Origin of the sequence: Mycobacterium sp. 852014-52144_SCH5372336 (assembly GCF_001665615.1) — a bacterium.
Taxonomy (GTDB): Bacteria; Actinomycetota; Actinomycetes; order Mycobacteriales; family Mycobacteriaceae; genus Mycobacterium; species Mycobacterium neumannii_A.
The window spans coordinates 135,619-148,350 of the sequence record NZ_LZSW01000059.1; the positions used below are offsets into that span (position 1 = coordinate 135,619).

The following is a 12,732-nucleotide window of genomic DNA, read 5'->3' on the forward strand; positions in this document are numbered from 1 at the left end:
TCCTGTTCAGGCGGGGCGAGTGTGACCGTCGCCCCACACAATCCATTTGGTCGAGGTCAGTTCGGGCAGACCCATGGGTCCGCGGGCGTGCAGCTTCTGGGTGGAGATGCCGATCTCGGCGCCGAACCCGAACTGCTCGCCATCGGTGAACGCCGTCGATGCGTTCACCATCACCGCGGCGGCATCGACGCGTTCGGTGAAGCGTTGCGCGGCAGCCAGATCGGTGGCGACGATGGCTTCGGTGTGTCCGGTGCCGTATTCGTTGATGTGGGCGATCGCGGCATCGACACCGTCGACCACCGCCACCGCGATGTCCATCGACAGGAACTCGGCGCGCAACTCGTCATCTGACGGGTCGTCGTGCACCGTCACACCGGCGTGTCGCAGCGCCTCGGTCAGCCGCGGCAACGCACGGTCGACGATGGCGGCGTCGATCAGAACCGACTCGGCGGCGTTGCAGACACTGGGTCGACGGGTCTTGGCGTTGAGCAGGATTCGTTCGGCGACGTCGAGGTCGGCCGATTCATGCACGTACACATGGCAATTGCCGACACCGGTTTCGATCGTCGGCACGGTCGCGTCACGGACGACTGCGTCGATGAGACCCGCGCCGCCGCGGGGGATGACGACGTCGACGAGCCCGCGGGCCTGGATCAGATGCGTCACGCTCGCGCGGTCGGCGCTGGGCAGCAACTGCACGGCGTCCACCTCGAGCAGTTCGGTGGCCAGTGCGGCCCGCAGCGCGTTGACCAGTGCGGCGTTGGAGTTGGCCGCCGACGAGCTACCGCGCAGCAGCACCGCGTTGCCGGATTTGAGTGTCAACCCGAACGCGTCGACCGTCACGTTGGGCCGGCCTTCGTAGACGATTCCGACGACGCCGAGCGGCACGCGCACCTGGCGCAGCCGCAAGCCGTTGGGCAGCGTGCGGCCCTGCAACACCTCACCGAGCGGATCGGGCAACCGAGACACCTGACGCAACCCGTCGGCGATGCCGTCGATCCGTTTCGGGTTCAGCGCGAGCCGATCGAGCATTGCCTCGGGGGTGCCTGCGGCACGGGCGACGTCGAGGTCGCGCTCGTTGGCCTCGAGGATCTGGCCCGCCGACATCAGCACATGGTCGGCGGCGGTGTTCAGCGCACGGTTCTTGGTTTCCGAACTCAGGGTGGCCAGCGCGCGCGCCGCCAGGCGAGCCCGGCGGGCGGCGTCGTGCACCTGCTGGCGCAGATCGGCGCCGACAGCGCCGACGGGTGCCTCCACACTCATTTATCCAGGGTATCGAACGAGGTTCGGACGTTCGACACGTGTCAGGCGGGGGCCCTGCATTAGCGTTGGGAGCCATGGCGCCGCGGGACTGCAGCCGGGTATGCGTGGTCGGCAGTGTCAACGCTGATCTGACTTTCACCGTGCGCACCCTGCCCCGCCCGGGCCAGACCGTGCTGGCGTCGGGTCTGTCGATGGCTCCGGGCGGCAAGGGCGGCAACCAAGCGGTCGCCGCGGCCAGGGCAGGCGCGACGGTGCGACTGGTCGCCGCGCTCGGAGACGACGGGTCGGCGGAGATGTTGCGCCACCACCTGGCCGCCAACGGCGTCGCACTCGACGGCGTCGTCACGGTGCCGGGACCGAGCGGGTCGGCCGTGATCACCGTGGACTCGTCTGCGGAGAACACGATCGTGGTCGCCCCGGGTGCCAACGGGGCACTGAGCGTGGACTCCGCCGAGGTCCGCGCCGCCATCTCCGACAGCGACGTCGTGTTGCTGCAGCTGGAGATCCCGATCGCGACCGCGCTCGCCGCCGCGCAGGTGGCGTCCTCCGCAGGCGCGGCCGTCATCGTCAACGCCTCGCCGGCCGGGGCCCCGCCGCACGATCTGCTCGCCTTGTCCGAGCTGGCCGATGTGGTCGTGGTCAACGAAACCGAAGCGGGCGCGTGGCACTGGCCGGTCCCCCACCTCGTGATCACCCGCGGGGCGCGCGGCGCGAGCTACCTCGGCGACGGCGAACGCTTCAGCGTCCCTTCCCCCGCGGTGCGCGCGGTCGACACCACCGGCGCGGGTGACGTGTTCGCCGGTGTGCTCGCCACGCACTGGCTCGACGGCCACGAAGTCGCGCTGCGCCGAGCCTGCGCCGCGGCGGCCCTGTCGACACTCGTACCGGGGGCGGGTGACTGCGCGCCCTATGCCGAAGCCATCGACGACGCTGTGTCCAACAGAGCAACAGAAAGGCAGTTATGACGACCACCCAGCCGAGCACCACCGACGCCCCCCGGCCTCCCGACGGCGACTGGCTCGGCACCCCGTTCCTGAAGTTCACCCGCGAGGGTGCGTTCGGGGTGTGCCGGCTCGACCGGCCGGAGGCGCGCAACGCGATGACCCCCGCGATGTACTTCGGCATCAAGTACGCCGTCAAGCATGTCGAGAGCGACCCTGATCTCGCCGGATTGCTGATCACGGGCACCGGCGACGTCTTCGCACCCGGCGGGGACATGGGTGGGGGCGGTTCCGACAACTGGATGACGTTCGGGCCTGCGCTGGGGATGGACGCGTTGCCGTTCGACACGCTGCGCCAGTCCGCCAAACCCGTGGTCGCCGCGGTGAACGGGTTGTGCCAGGGCGGTGGGCTGCAGATCGCGCTGTGCGCCGACATCGCCGTGGTCAGCGAGCGGGCCACATTCCGGGTGCCCGAGTTGTACCGCGGGATCGCCGACACGTACTACAGCCACATGTTGGCCCGACTGATCGGGCCCGTGCGCACCCGCGACCTGATGTTCACCGGGCGCACGTTGACCGCCGCCGAGGCACACGACTGGGGCATGGTGGCGCGCGTGGTGCCCCACGATGAGCTGGCCGAGGCGGCTCGCGAGGTCCTCGCCCAGTGCTGTCGCACCGCGCCCGCGGCTCGAACCGTCGTCAAGTCCAGCCTGGACAACTACATCGGCCTCTACGACCGCATCGGTATGCAGGCCAGTCTGGGCGCGCCCGAGTCCATTGAGGGCTTCATGGCCTTCAAGGAGCGTCGGTCGCCCAAGTGGGTGCACCCGAACCTGCGCATCGACGGCCGCCTCTAGGGCCCGCGATTTGGGTGTAGTTGGTGTCGCTGACCGCAACCAACTACACCGAAATCGCAAGGAGATAGTTCAGCTCGTGATGTACTGTTTGCGGCATGCAGACGGTCACTCGCAGCGATGCGCTGTCGCGGTTCGGTTGCGCCCTGTCGGATCCGACCCGCGCCGAGATTCTGCTGATCCTGCGCGACGGGCCCGGATATCCGTCGGAGCTGGCCGACAAGATCGGCGTCTCCCGCCAGATCCTGTCCAACCACCTGGCGTGTCTGCGGGGCTGCGGTCTGGTGACCGCGCAGCCCGAGGGCCGGCGCAACCGCTACGAACTCGCCGATGGGCGCATCGCACACGCGCTCGACGACCTGGTCGGTCTGGTGCTCGAGGTCGATCCGGCCTGCTGCCCCGCCGCCGCCGACGACGCCTGCTGCTGATGGCCACACCGAGCGAAACCCGGCGTACGGTCCTGGCGCGCCGGATTCGCTGGTTGGTGGCGGCCACGATCACCTACAACGTCATCGAGGCGATCATCGCGCTGGCCGAGGGCGCCCGAGTGTCGTCGTCGGCCCTGGTCGGGTTCGGCCTGGATTCGGTCGTCGAGGTCTCCTCCGCAGCGGCCGTCGCATGGCAGTTCTCTGCACGCGATCCCGAAACGCGGGAGAACACCGCGCTGCGATTCATCGCGTGCTCGTTCTTCGCACTCGCCGCGTACGTCGCCGCCGACGCGGTGCTGACGCTGACCGGCCGAGGTGAGGCCGCACCCTCCGTAATCGGCATCGTGCTGGCCGCACTGAGCCTGGTGATCATGCCGGTGCTGTCGTTGGCGCAGCGACGGGCCGGCCGCGAATTCGGGTCGACGTCGGCGGTCGCCGATTCCAAACAGACCCTGCTCTGCGCCTACCTGTCGGCGATCGTGTTGGCGGGCCTGGTTCTCAACGGCTTGTTCGGCTGGTCGTGGGCCGACCCCGTCGCCGCGCTCGGGGTCGCGGTGATCGCGGTCCGCGAAGGGGTCGAGGCGTGGCGCGGGGACCCGTGCTGCGGGTGAGCGTCGAGAAAGGGGTGGGCATGCCGATCGTCGCCATCGCGCTGTTCGTGGTGTTCGCCTTGCTCGGATTCGGTTGGCGCAGTTGGCAACAGAAACGCCGCACCGGGTCGACCGGTTTTCGTGGTATCAGCGGCCGGCCGTTGTCGCTCGAATGGTTCGCCGGCGTGGGGTTCGTCGTTTCGATGGGTGCCGCGGTGTTCGCGCCGATCCTGCAACTGGCCGACGTCGTCGCTCCGCTGGCGCCGCTGGATCGGACGTGGGTGAACATCGTCGGCATCGCGATCGCGGTGGCGGGCATCGCCGCAACGCTCTACGCGCAGGTCGACATGGGCGACTCGTGGCGCATCGGGGTCGACGCCAGTGAGAAGACGACGTTGGTGCGTCGCGGCGTGTTCGGATGGGTGCGCAATCCGATCTTCACCGCGATGATGGTGTTCGGCTTCGGAATCGCCCTGATCACACCGAATCCCGTCGCGGTGCTCGGATTCGTACTGCTGATCGCGACGATCGAGACACAGGTTCGAGTCGTCGAAGAACCGTACCTGCTCACCGTGCACGGTGACGATTACCGCGGCTACCTCGCAACCGTCGGTCGATTCCTTCCCGGAGTGGGACACCGGTAGCGGGGTGTCCGAGCGGGCGGGTCTTCGGCCGTTAGCGTGGGGCCATGGCACGCAATCAGACGAACAGCAAGCAGGAAGCGGGCTGGCGCTGGATGCCGCTGAGCAGCTGAGGCGCCAAACCCGAAGTCACTCCTCAGGGATTTCGCGCTCGATCTCGTCGAGCCAGGTGCGTGCGGACATGTCCGACGGCGCCCGCCAGTCGCCCCGCGGCGAGAGCGATCCGCCGTGTGACACCTTGGGTCCGTTCGGCAGAGCCGACCGCTTGAACTGGGCGAACGAGTAGTAGCGCTGGGCGAACACCTGCAGCCAGTGCCGGATCTCCTTGAGCGAGTACGACGGCCGCTTCGACTCGGGGTATCCGGTCGGCCACTCGCCGCGCTGCGGATCGCTCCATGCGTGCCAGGCCAGGAACGCGACCTTTGAGGGCCGGAACCCGAAGCGCAGCACCTGGAACAGCGAAAAGTCCTGCAGCACATAGGGTCCTACCTTGGACTCGCTGCTCTGGATCTCCTCGTCCTCCCCCGCGGGCACCAGTTCGGGCGAGATCTCGGTGTCGAGCACCGACTGCAACACCTCGTTGACCCTGTCGTCGAACTCCTTGGAGGCGATCACCCAGCGAATCAGGTGCTGGATCAACGTCTTCGGAACACCGCCATTGACGTTGTAGTGCGACATCTGGTCGCCCACGCCGTACGTCGACCACCCCAGCGCGAGTTCCGACAGGTCGCCGGTGCCCAACACGATTCCTCCGCGCTGGTTGGCAAGGCGGAACAGGTAATCGGTGCGCAGCCCGGCCTGCACGTTCTCGAACGTGACGTCGTAGACCTTCTCCCCGCGGCCGAACGGGTGGTCGATGTTGGTGAGCATCAACTCCGCCGTGGAGCTGATGTCGAGTTCGGTGAACGTCACCCCCAGCGCCTCGGCCAACCGCTCAGCGTTGCCCTTGGTCCGCTCACCGGTCGCGAATCCGGGCATGGTGAACGCGAGAATGTCGCTGCGGGGGCGCTGTTCGCGATCCATCGCCCGGGCGGCGACGATCAAAGCATGCGTCGAGTCCAGACCTCCGGACACACCGAGCACGATCTTGGGGAAATCCAGCGCGCGTAGGCGCTGTTCGAGCCCGGCCACCTGGATGCTGTAGGCCTCATAGCAATCCTGTTCCAGCCGTTCGGGATCCGACGGCACGAACGGGAAACGCTCGATGTGGCGGAGCAACCCGACGTCGCCGGTCGGCGGATCGAGCTGGAACTCCACCCGCCGGTAGGTGTCCGTCGACGCCGCGTGGTGCCTGCGGTTGTCGTCGAAGGTGCCCATCCGGATGCGTTCGGCTCGCAGCAATTCCAGATCGACGTCGGCGACGGATCGGCGTTCACCCTTCGGGAAGCGCTCAGACTGCGCAAGGCATTCGCCGTTCTCCCAAATCATCGTCTGACCGTCCCAGGCCAGGTCGGTCGTCGACTCGCCCTCTCCCGCCGCGGCGTACACATAGGCGGCCAGGCAGCGCGCCGACGCCGAGCGGGCCAGCAGGCAGCGGTCTTCGGAGCGTCCGATCGTTATCGGGCTTCCGGACAGGTTCGCCAGCACCGTCGCGCCGGCCAGTGCCGCCGACGCGCTCGGCGGGATCGGCACGAACATGTCCTCGCAGATCTCGACGTGCAACACGAACCCGGGGACGTCGGTCGCGGTGAACAACAAGTCGGGCCCGAACGGCACGTCGGCCCACTCACCTCCGCGGCCCATCCGGATTGCGCCACGCACGTCGTCGCCGGGGGCCATCTGCCTGCGCTCGTAGAACTCGCGATACGTCGGCAGGTAGGACTTGGGCGCCACGCCGAGCACGCGGCCGCGGTGGATCACGATGGCCGTGTTGTAGATCCTGTGCCGATAGCGCAGCGGAGCGCCGATCACCAGGACCGGCATCAGGTCGGCGGAGGCGACGACGATGTCGAGCACCGCGTCCTCGACCGCATCCAGCAGGGCGTCCTGCATCACGATGTCCTCGATGGAATATCCCGACAGCGTCAGCTCCGGGAAGACCGCGAGCGCGACGTTGTCGTCGTGGCAGGCACGCGCCATCCGCAGCACCGACTCGGCATTGGCCCGCGGATCGGCGAGCGTCGTGTGGTGCGTGCATGCTGCGACGCGGACGAAGCCGTGCCGGTACGCCGAGTAGAAATCCATGCCTCATTGTTGCCCGAAAACGGAACGGGGTATGCAAGTCCCCATGAGTGACACCGCAGTGCTGGTCATCGACATGATGAACACCTACCGCCATCCCGACGCCGAGAAGCTGATCCCACACGTCGCCGAGATCATCGACCCCCTTGCGGCGCTCGTGGCCGAGGCCCGTGACCGCGACGATGTCAACCTCATCTACGTCAACGACAACTACGGCGATTTCACCGCGGAGTTCAGCGACATCGTGCAGTCGGCGCTGCAGGGTGAGCGCCCGGACCTGGTCGAGCCGATCGTCCCGCAGAAGGGCTGCCGCCTGATGACGAAGGTGCGTCACAGCGCCTTCTACGCCACGGCGCTGGCATACCTGCTGGGGCAGTTGAAACCTGAGCGGGTCATCCTCACCGGCCAGGTCACCGAGCAATGCATCCTCTACACCGCGCTGGACGCCTATGTCCGGCACTTCCCCGTCGTGGTGCCACCGGACGCCGTAGCCCACATCGACCCCGAGCTCAGCGACGCGGCACTGACCATGATGAAAAGCAATATGAGCGCCGAAATCACGCCAGCGGCAGAGTGTTTGCAGTGATCAGTCGGACGCGAGGTCATGCTCGAAGCCGCGCGCCGATGTGTCGGTCCTGACGCCGGTCGGCTCGCGGGCGGTGTTGACCAGCGCGACCACGCCGCACGCCGGCGGCACCGACGCAAACCGGGTATCGGTCGACGTTTGGCGCCGCGGGCAGCGGGTAGCACCCGCTTCGATGATGAAAGTTAAACGGTCCAAGCCCGCTCCCGTTACGACGGCCATGCTCGTGACGTTCCTGCTGGCCGGCTGCGGCAGCTTCACCACTGGCGAATCCAGCAATCGTGGGTCCGGTTCGCAGACGTCGGAGACCACCGTCGAGAACGCTTTCGTCGTACCGCGCTACTTACCCGGATCGTGCGAGATCCAGGTCGGCGACACCGCACAGTTGCGGTTCACCATCACCAACAATCGACCGGCGGACACCGAACGGCTGGAGGCGATCACGACGACGGCCGCCGAGGCCACCCGCATCGAACCGAGCCCTCCGATCGAGATCCACGCGGGTACCGCGGTTGCCACCGGTCAACCAGTCGAACCGCGCCGGCCGCTCACCGTCACCCTTGACGGCATCACCCAAACCGTTCGGCCCGCCTCCAACGTCGACGTGACCTTCCGTTTTCAGAAGTTCGGCGAGCTGACCATGCCCGTCCCCGTCGAAGCCTGCCCGACCCAGCGATGAGCAACGGCAGGCACGATCGCACTGCACTAAGGGGTTGATCGCACGCACCCGCTGCGTGCAATCAACCCGTTAGCACGCGGCGAGGCCGAAGCGCTGCCGAACTGACTACCCTCGACCAGGTGGACGCACCCGAACTCGTCGCCCTGCTGCGCGACCGGCGGATCGCGGTGCTCACCGGCGCGGGGATGTCCACCGACTCGGGAATCCCCGACTACCGTGGCCCGGACTCGCCGCCGAGCAACCCCATGACGATCCGCAAGTTCACCTCCGACCCCGTGTTCCGGCAGCGGTACTGGGCGCGCAACCACCTCGGCTGGCGTCACATGGATGCCACGCTGCCCAACGCCGGCCATCGGGCCCTCGCCGCGCTCGAGGCCGCGGGTGCGGTGTCGGCGCTGATCACCCAGAACGTCGACCTGCTGCACAGCAAGGCGGGCAGCCACAACGTCGTCAACCTCCACGGCACCTACGCGCAGGTGATCTGCCTCGACTGTGCGCACACGATGAGCCGCGCCACCCTGGCCGATCTGCTGGAGGCGGCCAATCCGGGCTTCGCCCAGCGGGTCGCCGAGTCGGTGGGCGGCATCGCGGTCGCCCCGGACGCCGATGCCGTCGTCGGCGACACCACGTCGTTCCACGTCGTCGACTGCCCGCATTGCGGTGGGATGCTCAAACCCGACATCGTCTACTTCGGCGAGAGCGTCCCCAAAGAGCGGGTGGCTCAAGCCTATTCGATGGTCGATGCGGCAGATGCGCTACTCGTTGCGGGGTCGTCGCTGACGGTGTACTCGGGTTACCGGTTCGTGCGCCACGCCGCGGCGGCGGGTATGCCGATCGCGATCATCAACCGCGGACCCACCCGCGGCGATGCGCTGGCGACGGTCAAGATCGACAACGGGTGCTCGCCCATGCTGGCGCTGCTGGCCGACGAGCTGCCCGCCTTCGTGACGTCGACGGGAATGACGGCGTGACGCAGACCTCCGAGGACGCCTCGTGGCTCCGTGAGCTGATCGACCGGCATCGCCCTGATCCCGGGCCGGTCACCGGCCGATGGGCACTGGGCGTCGGCGACGTGATCGCCGAGCACTCGCTCACACCCGACAAACTCCGGTGGCTGGTGCGCAAGCTCAACCACTTCGGCGGCGTGGCCATCAGCGAGGACGCGGTCGAATTCGACGGGGACACCGTGGAATGGGCGGAGGTCGAAGAGGTCCGCACCCGCAGCCTGATCGAGTACCTGTTCACCGGCGGAGTGGACAAGCAGATCGATAAGCTGCCGCTGCCGTGGTTTCCGTTCCGGCACAAGGTGCTCGGAGTGGTCTCGCGCGCTGCGCTGACGCTTCTGCTGGCCGCGGCCAAGCAGCAACTCGAAGGCGGCGCGCTGGAGATCCGGATCCCGGCGGAGGTGCGCTACGACGGCCTGTTGCGCACCCGCGAGCTCACACCGGGAATGCTGGCGGCGGTGATCCTCGCCGATCCGGTGGTCCGCGAATGCTTCGAGGCGACCGCGAAGGCCAACGGCGTGACGGTGCAACCGGCCGACGACGACGTGATGGAAAGCGCCGACGAGCGCGCCGACCAGATCAAGGCGATGCTCGAGGGAATCTCGGCGCGCATCCGATCGCTGGGCGATCACTAGCGCACCGGCTTAGACGGCCACCAGGTCGTCGGCGTGTACGGCGGGCCGGCGCAGCTCCGGAGACAGATCCGACGTCGACCGGCCCAGCATCGTGGCCAACTCACCGCGGTCGTAGGCGACGACGCCGCGCGCGACCATCGTCCCGTCCTGCGCCCGCAACTCGACGACGTCGCCGCCGTAGAAGCGCCCCGACACCGCGGTGATACCGGCGGGCAGCAGCGAGCGCCGCTGTGTGACCACCGCGCGCACCGCACCATCGTCGAGCGTCAGCGCGCCCGCGGCCTCGGCGGCGTAGCGCACCCAGAACCGGCGCGCCGACATCCGTTCGGGCCGCGGCGCGAACACCGTTCCGACGGACGCGTCGGCCAACGCGGTCGCCGCATTCGAGGCTGCGGCCAACAACACCGGCACCCCGGCGTCGGCGGCCAGTAACGCCGACGACAGCTTCGACGCCATCCCCCCGGTGCCCAGTTGGCTGCCTCTGCCGGCCACCACGCCGTCGAGGTCCTCCGGCTGCGCCACTTCGGCGATGAAGCGCGCGTTACCCCTTCGCGGATCCGAATCGTAGAGCCCGTCGATGTCGGATAGCAGAATCAGCGCGTCGGCGCCGACCAGATGCGCGACCAGCGCCGAGAGTCGGTCGTTGTCGCCGAACCTGATCTCGTTGGTGGCCACGGTGTCGTTTTCGTTGACGATCGCCACCGCGTGCAGCGCTCGCAAACGGTCGAGCGTGCGCTGGGCGTTGGTGTGCTGGACTCGCATCGAGATGTCGTGCGCGGTCAGCAGGACCTGTCCGACGGTGCGCTCATAACGCGCGAAGGCCGCGCTCCACGCGTTGACCAGAGCCACCTGGCCGACGCTGGCGGCGGCCTGTTTGGTGGCCAGGTCGGCGGGCCGTCTCGACAGCCGCAGCGGTTCGATGCCCGCCGCGATGGCCCCCGACGACACGATCACCACATCCGAGCCTGCCCGCATCCGGTTCTCGATGGCCTCGACCAGCACCGCGAGCCTACTGGCGTCAAACACTCCGGTCGGCGTGGTCAGCGCGGTGGTGCCGATCTTGACGACGACGCTGCGCGCGGTGCGCACCGCCGCCCGGTGCGCCGACTCGTCGGGGCGCGCGGAGGCGGTCATGACTCGCCGCCGGGGCGCCGCCGTTCCCGCCGCGCGGCCTTACGCTCGGCGGCCCCGACGCGATCGGTCTGCTCGAGCCGCTGATCCGTGCCGCGGCCCGACATCGGCACGTCGACGCCGGCGGGTGTCTGAGGCTCCCAATCGAAGGTGACCTCACCGATGGTCACCGCGCATCCGGGCCGCGCGCCCAGCTTCAACAGCTCATCCTCGACACCCAGGCGGGCCAGCCGGTCACCGAGGTAGCCGACGGCCTCGTCGTTGTCGAAATCGGTTTGGGCGACCCACCGTTCGGGCCGGACACCATGCACGACGAAGCCGCCGTGCCCATCCGGCTCGACGGTGAAACCGCTCTCGTCCACGGGGACGGGACGGATGACGGGTCGGCGCGGCACGACCGGCGGTTGCGCTTCGCGGTACGCCGAGACCATCTCCCACAACGCGAAGGTCAACTGCCGCAACCCTTCCCGGGTCACGGTGGACACTTCGAACACCGGCCAGCCGTAGCGGCGCACGATCTCCTCGCGCACAAATTCGGCCAGCTCGCGGGCATCGGGCACGTCGATCTTGTTCAGCACCACCGCACGCGGACGCTCGGCGAGGTCGCCCAGCGTCGAATCGCCTTGCAGTGTCGGCGTGTACGCGGCGAGTTCGGCCTCCAGCGCGTCGATATCGGATACCGGGTCGCGGCCAGGCTCCATCGTCGCGCAGTCGACGACGTGCACCAGCACCGCGCAACGTTCGATGTGCCGCAGGAAGTCCAGTCCCAGTCCGCGCCCCTGCGAGGCGCCGGGGATGAGGCCGGGCACGTCGGCGACGGTGAAGGTGTTGCCGCCCGCGGACACCACGCCGAGGTTGGGCGCCAGCGTCGTGAACGGATAGTCGGCGATCTTCGGTTTGGCCGCCGAGATCACCGACACCAGGGAGGACTTGCCTGCGGACGGGAAACCGACGAGCCCGACGTCGGCGACGGTCTTGAGCTCCAGCGTCAGGTCGCGGACCTGACCCTTCTCCCCCAGCAGCGCGAAGCCGGGAGCCTTACGTGCGCGCGATGCCAGCGCGGCATTGCCCAGGCCGCCGCGGCCACCGGCGGCCGCTTCGAAGCGGGTGCCGGCGCCCACGAGGTCGGCGAGCAGCCGGCCGTCCTCGTCGAGCACGACCGTGCCGTCAGGAACCTTCACCTCGAGGTCGGCGCCCGCGGCCCCGTCCCGGTTGCCGCCTGCGCCCTGCTTGCCGGACGGTGCGACGACGTGCGGATGGAAGTGGAAGTCGAGCAGCGTGTGCACTTGGGGGTCGACGACCAGGATCACGCTGCCCCCGCGGCCGCCGTTGCCGCCGTCGGGGCCGCCGAGTGGTTTGAACTTCTCACGGTGGACCGAGGCGCAGCCGTTGCCGCCGTTGCCGGCTCGCGCGTGGATCACGACGCGGTCGACGAAGCGAGGCATCGGTCTTCCTTTCCGTGACGAGTGTGGGCTACTGCCAGCTTCAGCCGGGAAGTCGCAGCAGCATCACATTCGCGGCAGGAAGTCAGGCCTCCTGCGGTGCCGGTCGAACGACGCTGACGATCTTGCGGCCGCGCTTGGAACCGAACTCGACGGCGCCGGGAGCGGTGGCGAACAGGGTGTCGTCACCTCCGCGGCCGACGTTGGTGCCGGGATGGAAGTGAGTACCCCGCTGCCGCACCAGGATTTCGCCGGCCTTGACGATCTGGCCGCCGAACCGCTTGACGCCGAGCCGCTGTGCGGCGGAGTCGCGACCGTTCCGCGAGCTGGAAGCGCCCTTTTTGTGTGCCATGTCTGTGG

General features: G+C 68.3%; 15 protein-coding genes. 9 read left to right on the top strand and 6 right to left on the bottom strand.

Annotated features, from left to right (window positions below; genetic code table 11):
* Positions 1 to 6: 6 nt before the first annotated feature.
* Positions 7 to 1,263, bottom strand: a complete 1,257-nt coding sequence (locus A5759_RS20465) for a glutamate-5-semialdehyde dehydrogenase (RefSeq protein WP_064396812.1) — start codon at positions 1,261 to 1,263, stop codon at positions 7 to 9.
* Positions 1,264 to 1,337: 74 nt separating this feature from the next.
* Here A5759_RS20465 and A5759_RS20470 point away from each other — a divergent pair, with 74 nt between their 5' ends.
* The 5 genes from A5759_RS20470 (at position 1,338) to A5759_RS20490 (ending at position 4,720) form a co-directional block, all read left to right on the top strand.
* Positions 1,338 to 2,228 (top strand): ribokinase, encoded by an 891-nt coding sequence (locus A5759_RS20470; RefSeq protein WP_066841652.1) that lies wholly within the window; start codon positions 1,338 to 1,340, stop codon positions 2,226 to 2,228.
* Complete coding sequence (locus A5759_RS20475) at positions 2,225 to 3,061, top strand: enoyl-CoA hydratase/isomerase family protein (protein WP_068200832.1); 837 nt, start codon at positions 2,225 to 2,227, stop codon at positions 3,059 to 3,061. Before A5759_RS20470 ends, A5759_RS20475 begins: the two co-directional genes overlap by 4 nt.
* A 95-nt stretch (positions 3,062 to 3,156) precedes the next feature.
* Entirely contained in the window at positions 3,157 to 3,486 is a 330-nt protein-coding gene (locus A5759_RS20480; protein ID WP_066841650.1) for a helix-turn-helix transcriptional regulator, read from the top strand.
* Entirely contained in the window at positions 3,486 to 4,097 is a 612-nt protein-coding gene (locus A5759_RS20485) for a cation transporter (protein ID WP_066841649.1), read from the top strand. Before A5759_RS20480 ends, A5759_RS20485 begins: the two co-directional genes overlap by 1 nt.
* Before the next feature lie 20 nt (positions 4,098 to 4,117).
* Positions 4,118 to 4,720, top strand: a complete 603-nt coding sequence (locus A5759_RS20490) for an isoprenylcysteine carboxylmethyltransferase family protein (protein WP_068201229.1) — start codon at positions 4,118 to 4,120, stop codon at positions 4,718 to 4,720.
* Between the two features lie 126 nt (positions 4,721 to 4,846).
* On the opposite strand, the gene A5759_RS20495 is transcribed toward A5759_RS20490, so the two are convergent.
* Positions 4,847 to 6,901, bottom strand: a complete 2,055-nt coding sequence (locus tag A5759_RS20495) for an NAD(+) synthase (protein ID WP_068200834.1) — start codon at positions 6,899 to 6,901, stop codon at positions 4,847 to 4,849.
* 43 nt (positions 6,902 to 6,944) lie between these two features.
* Here A5759_RS20495 and A5759_RS20500 point away from each other — a divergent pair, with 43 nt between their 5' ends.
* Positions 6,945 to 7,484: a cysteine hydrolase family protein gene (locus A5759_RS20500; protein WP_068200836.1), complete on the top strand. Its 540-nt coding sequence runs from the start codon at positions 6,945 to 6,947 to the stop codon at positions 7,482 to 7,484.
* On the opposite strand, the gene A5759_RS26005 is transcribed toward A5759_RS20500, so the two are convergent.
* A complete protein-coding gene (locus A5759_RS26005) occupies positions 7,485 to 7,703 on the bottom strand; it encodes a hypothetical protein (RefSeq protein WP_156616984.1) in 219 nt (72 codons plus the stop codon).
* Between A5759_RS26005 and A5759_RS20505 the strand changes: the two genes are divergently transcribed.
* From A5759_RS20505 to A5759_RS20515, 3 genes are all read left to right on the top strand, one after another.
* Complete coding sequence (locus tag A5759_RS20505) at positions 7,702 to 8,160, top strand: hypothetical protein (protein WP_082961580.1); 459 nt, start codon at positions 7,702 to 7,704, stop codon at positions 8,158 to 8,160. The genes A5759_RS26005 and A5759_RS20505 overlap by 2 nt on opposite strands.
* A gap of 119 nt (positions 8,161 to 8,279) precedes the next feature.
* Positions 8,280 to 9,131 carry an NAD-dependent protein deacetylase gene (locus tag A5759_RS20510; RefSeq protein ID WP_068200840.1) on the top strand — a complete coding sequence of 284 codons (852 nt, stop codon included), beginning with the start codon at positions 8,280 to 8,282 and terminating at the stop codon, positions 9,129 to 9,131.
* Positions 9,128 to 9,799: a hypothetical protein gene (locus A5759_RS20515; protein WP_156616985.1), complete on the top strand. Its 672-nt coding sequence runs from the start codon at positions 9,128 to 9,130 to the stop codon at positions 9,797 to 9,799. Before A5759_RS20510 ends, A5759_RS20515 begins: the two co-directional genes overlap by 4 nt.
* A 9-nt stretch (positions 9,800 to 9,808) precedes the next feature.
* Here A5759_RS20515 and proB read toward each other — a convergent pair whose 3' ends face one another.
* The 3 genes from proB to rpmA all read right to left on the bottom strand — a co-directional run bounded on the left by proB (position 9,809) and on the right by rpmA (position 12,724).
* A complete protein-coding gene (gene proB / locus A5759_RS20520) occupies positions 9,809 to 10,933 on the bottom strand; it encodes a glutamate 5-kinase (RefSeq protein WP_068200842.1) in 1,125 nt (374 codons plus the stop codon).
* On the bottom strand, positions 10,930 to 12,375 hold the full coding sequence (gene obgE / locus A5759_RS20525; protein WP_064396840.1) for a GTPase ObgE: 1,446 nt from the start codon (positions 12,373 to 12,375) through the stop codon (positions 10,930 to 10,932). Before obgE ends, proB begins: the two co-directional genes overlap by 4 nt.
* Before the next feature lie 82 nt (positions 12,376 to 12,457).
* A complete protein-coding gene (gene rpmA / locus A5759_RS20530) occupies positions 12,458 to 12,724 on the bottom strand; it encodes a 50S ribosomal protein L27 (RefSeq protein ID WP_064396842.1) in 267 nt (88 codons plus the stop codon).
* Between the last annotated feature and the right edge of the window lie 8 nt (positions 12,725 to 12,732).

Coding starts and splice junctions, on each gene's coding strand:
- A5759_RS20505 (WP_082961580.1), top strand. CDS start 7,702: ATGCTCGTGACGTTCCTGCTGGCCGGCTGCGGCAGCTTCACCACTGGC.
- proB (WP_068200842.1), bottom strand. CDS start 10,933: ATGACCGCCTCCGCGCGCCCCGACGAGTCGGCGCACCGGGCGGCGGTG.
- A5759_RS20485 (WP_066841649.1), top strand. CDS start 3,486: ATGGCCACACCGAGCGAAACCCGGCGTACGGTCCTGGCGCGCCGGATT.
- obgE (WP_064396840.1), bottom strand. CDS start 12,375: ATGCCTCGCTTCGTCGACCGCGTCGTGATCCACGCGCGAGCCGGCAAC.
- A5759_RS20495 (WP_068200834.1), bottom strand. CDS start 6,901: ATGGATTTCTACTCGGCGTACCGGCACGGCTTCGTCCGCGTCGCAGCA.
- A5759_RS20490 (WP_068201229.1), top strand. CDS start 4,118: ATGCCGATCGTCGCCATCGCGCTGTTCGTGGTGTTCGCCTTGCTCGGA.
- A5759_RS20470 (WP_066841652.1), top strand. CDS start 1,338: ATGGCGCCGCGGGACTGCAGCCGGGTATGCGTGGTCGGCAGTGTCAAC.
- A5759_RS26005 (WP_156616984.1), bottom strand. CDS start 7,703: ATGGCCGTCGTAACGGGAGCGGGCTTGGACCGTTTAACTTTCATCATC.
- rpmA (WP_064396842.1), bottom strand. CDS start 12,724: ATGGCACACAAAAAGGGCGCTTCCAGCTCGCGGAACGGTCGCGACTCC.
- A5759_RS20500 (WP_068200836.1), top strand. CDS start 6,945: ATGAGTGACACCGCAGTGCTGGTCATCGACATGATGAACACCTACCGC.
- A5759_RS20480 (WP_066841650.1), top strand. CDS start 3,157: ATGCAGACGGTCACTCGCAGCGATGCGCTGTCGCGGTTCGGTTGCGCC.
- A5759_RS20465 (WP_064396812.1), bottom strand. CDS start 1,263: ATGAGTGTGGAGGCACCCGTCGGCGCTGTCGGCGCCGATCTGCGCCAG.
- A5759_RS20475 (WP_068200832.1), top strand. CDS start 2,225: ATGACGACCACCCAGCCGAGCACCACCGACGCCCCCCGGCCTCCCGAC.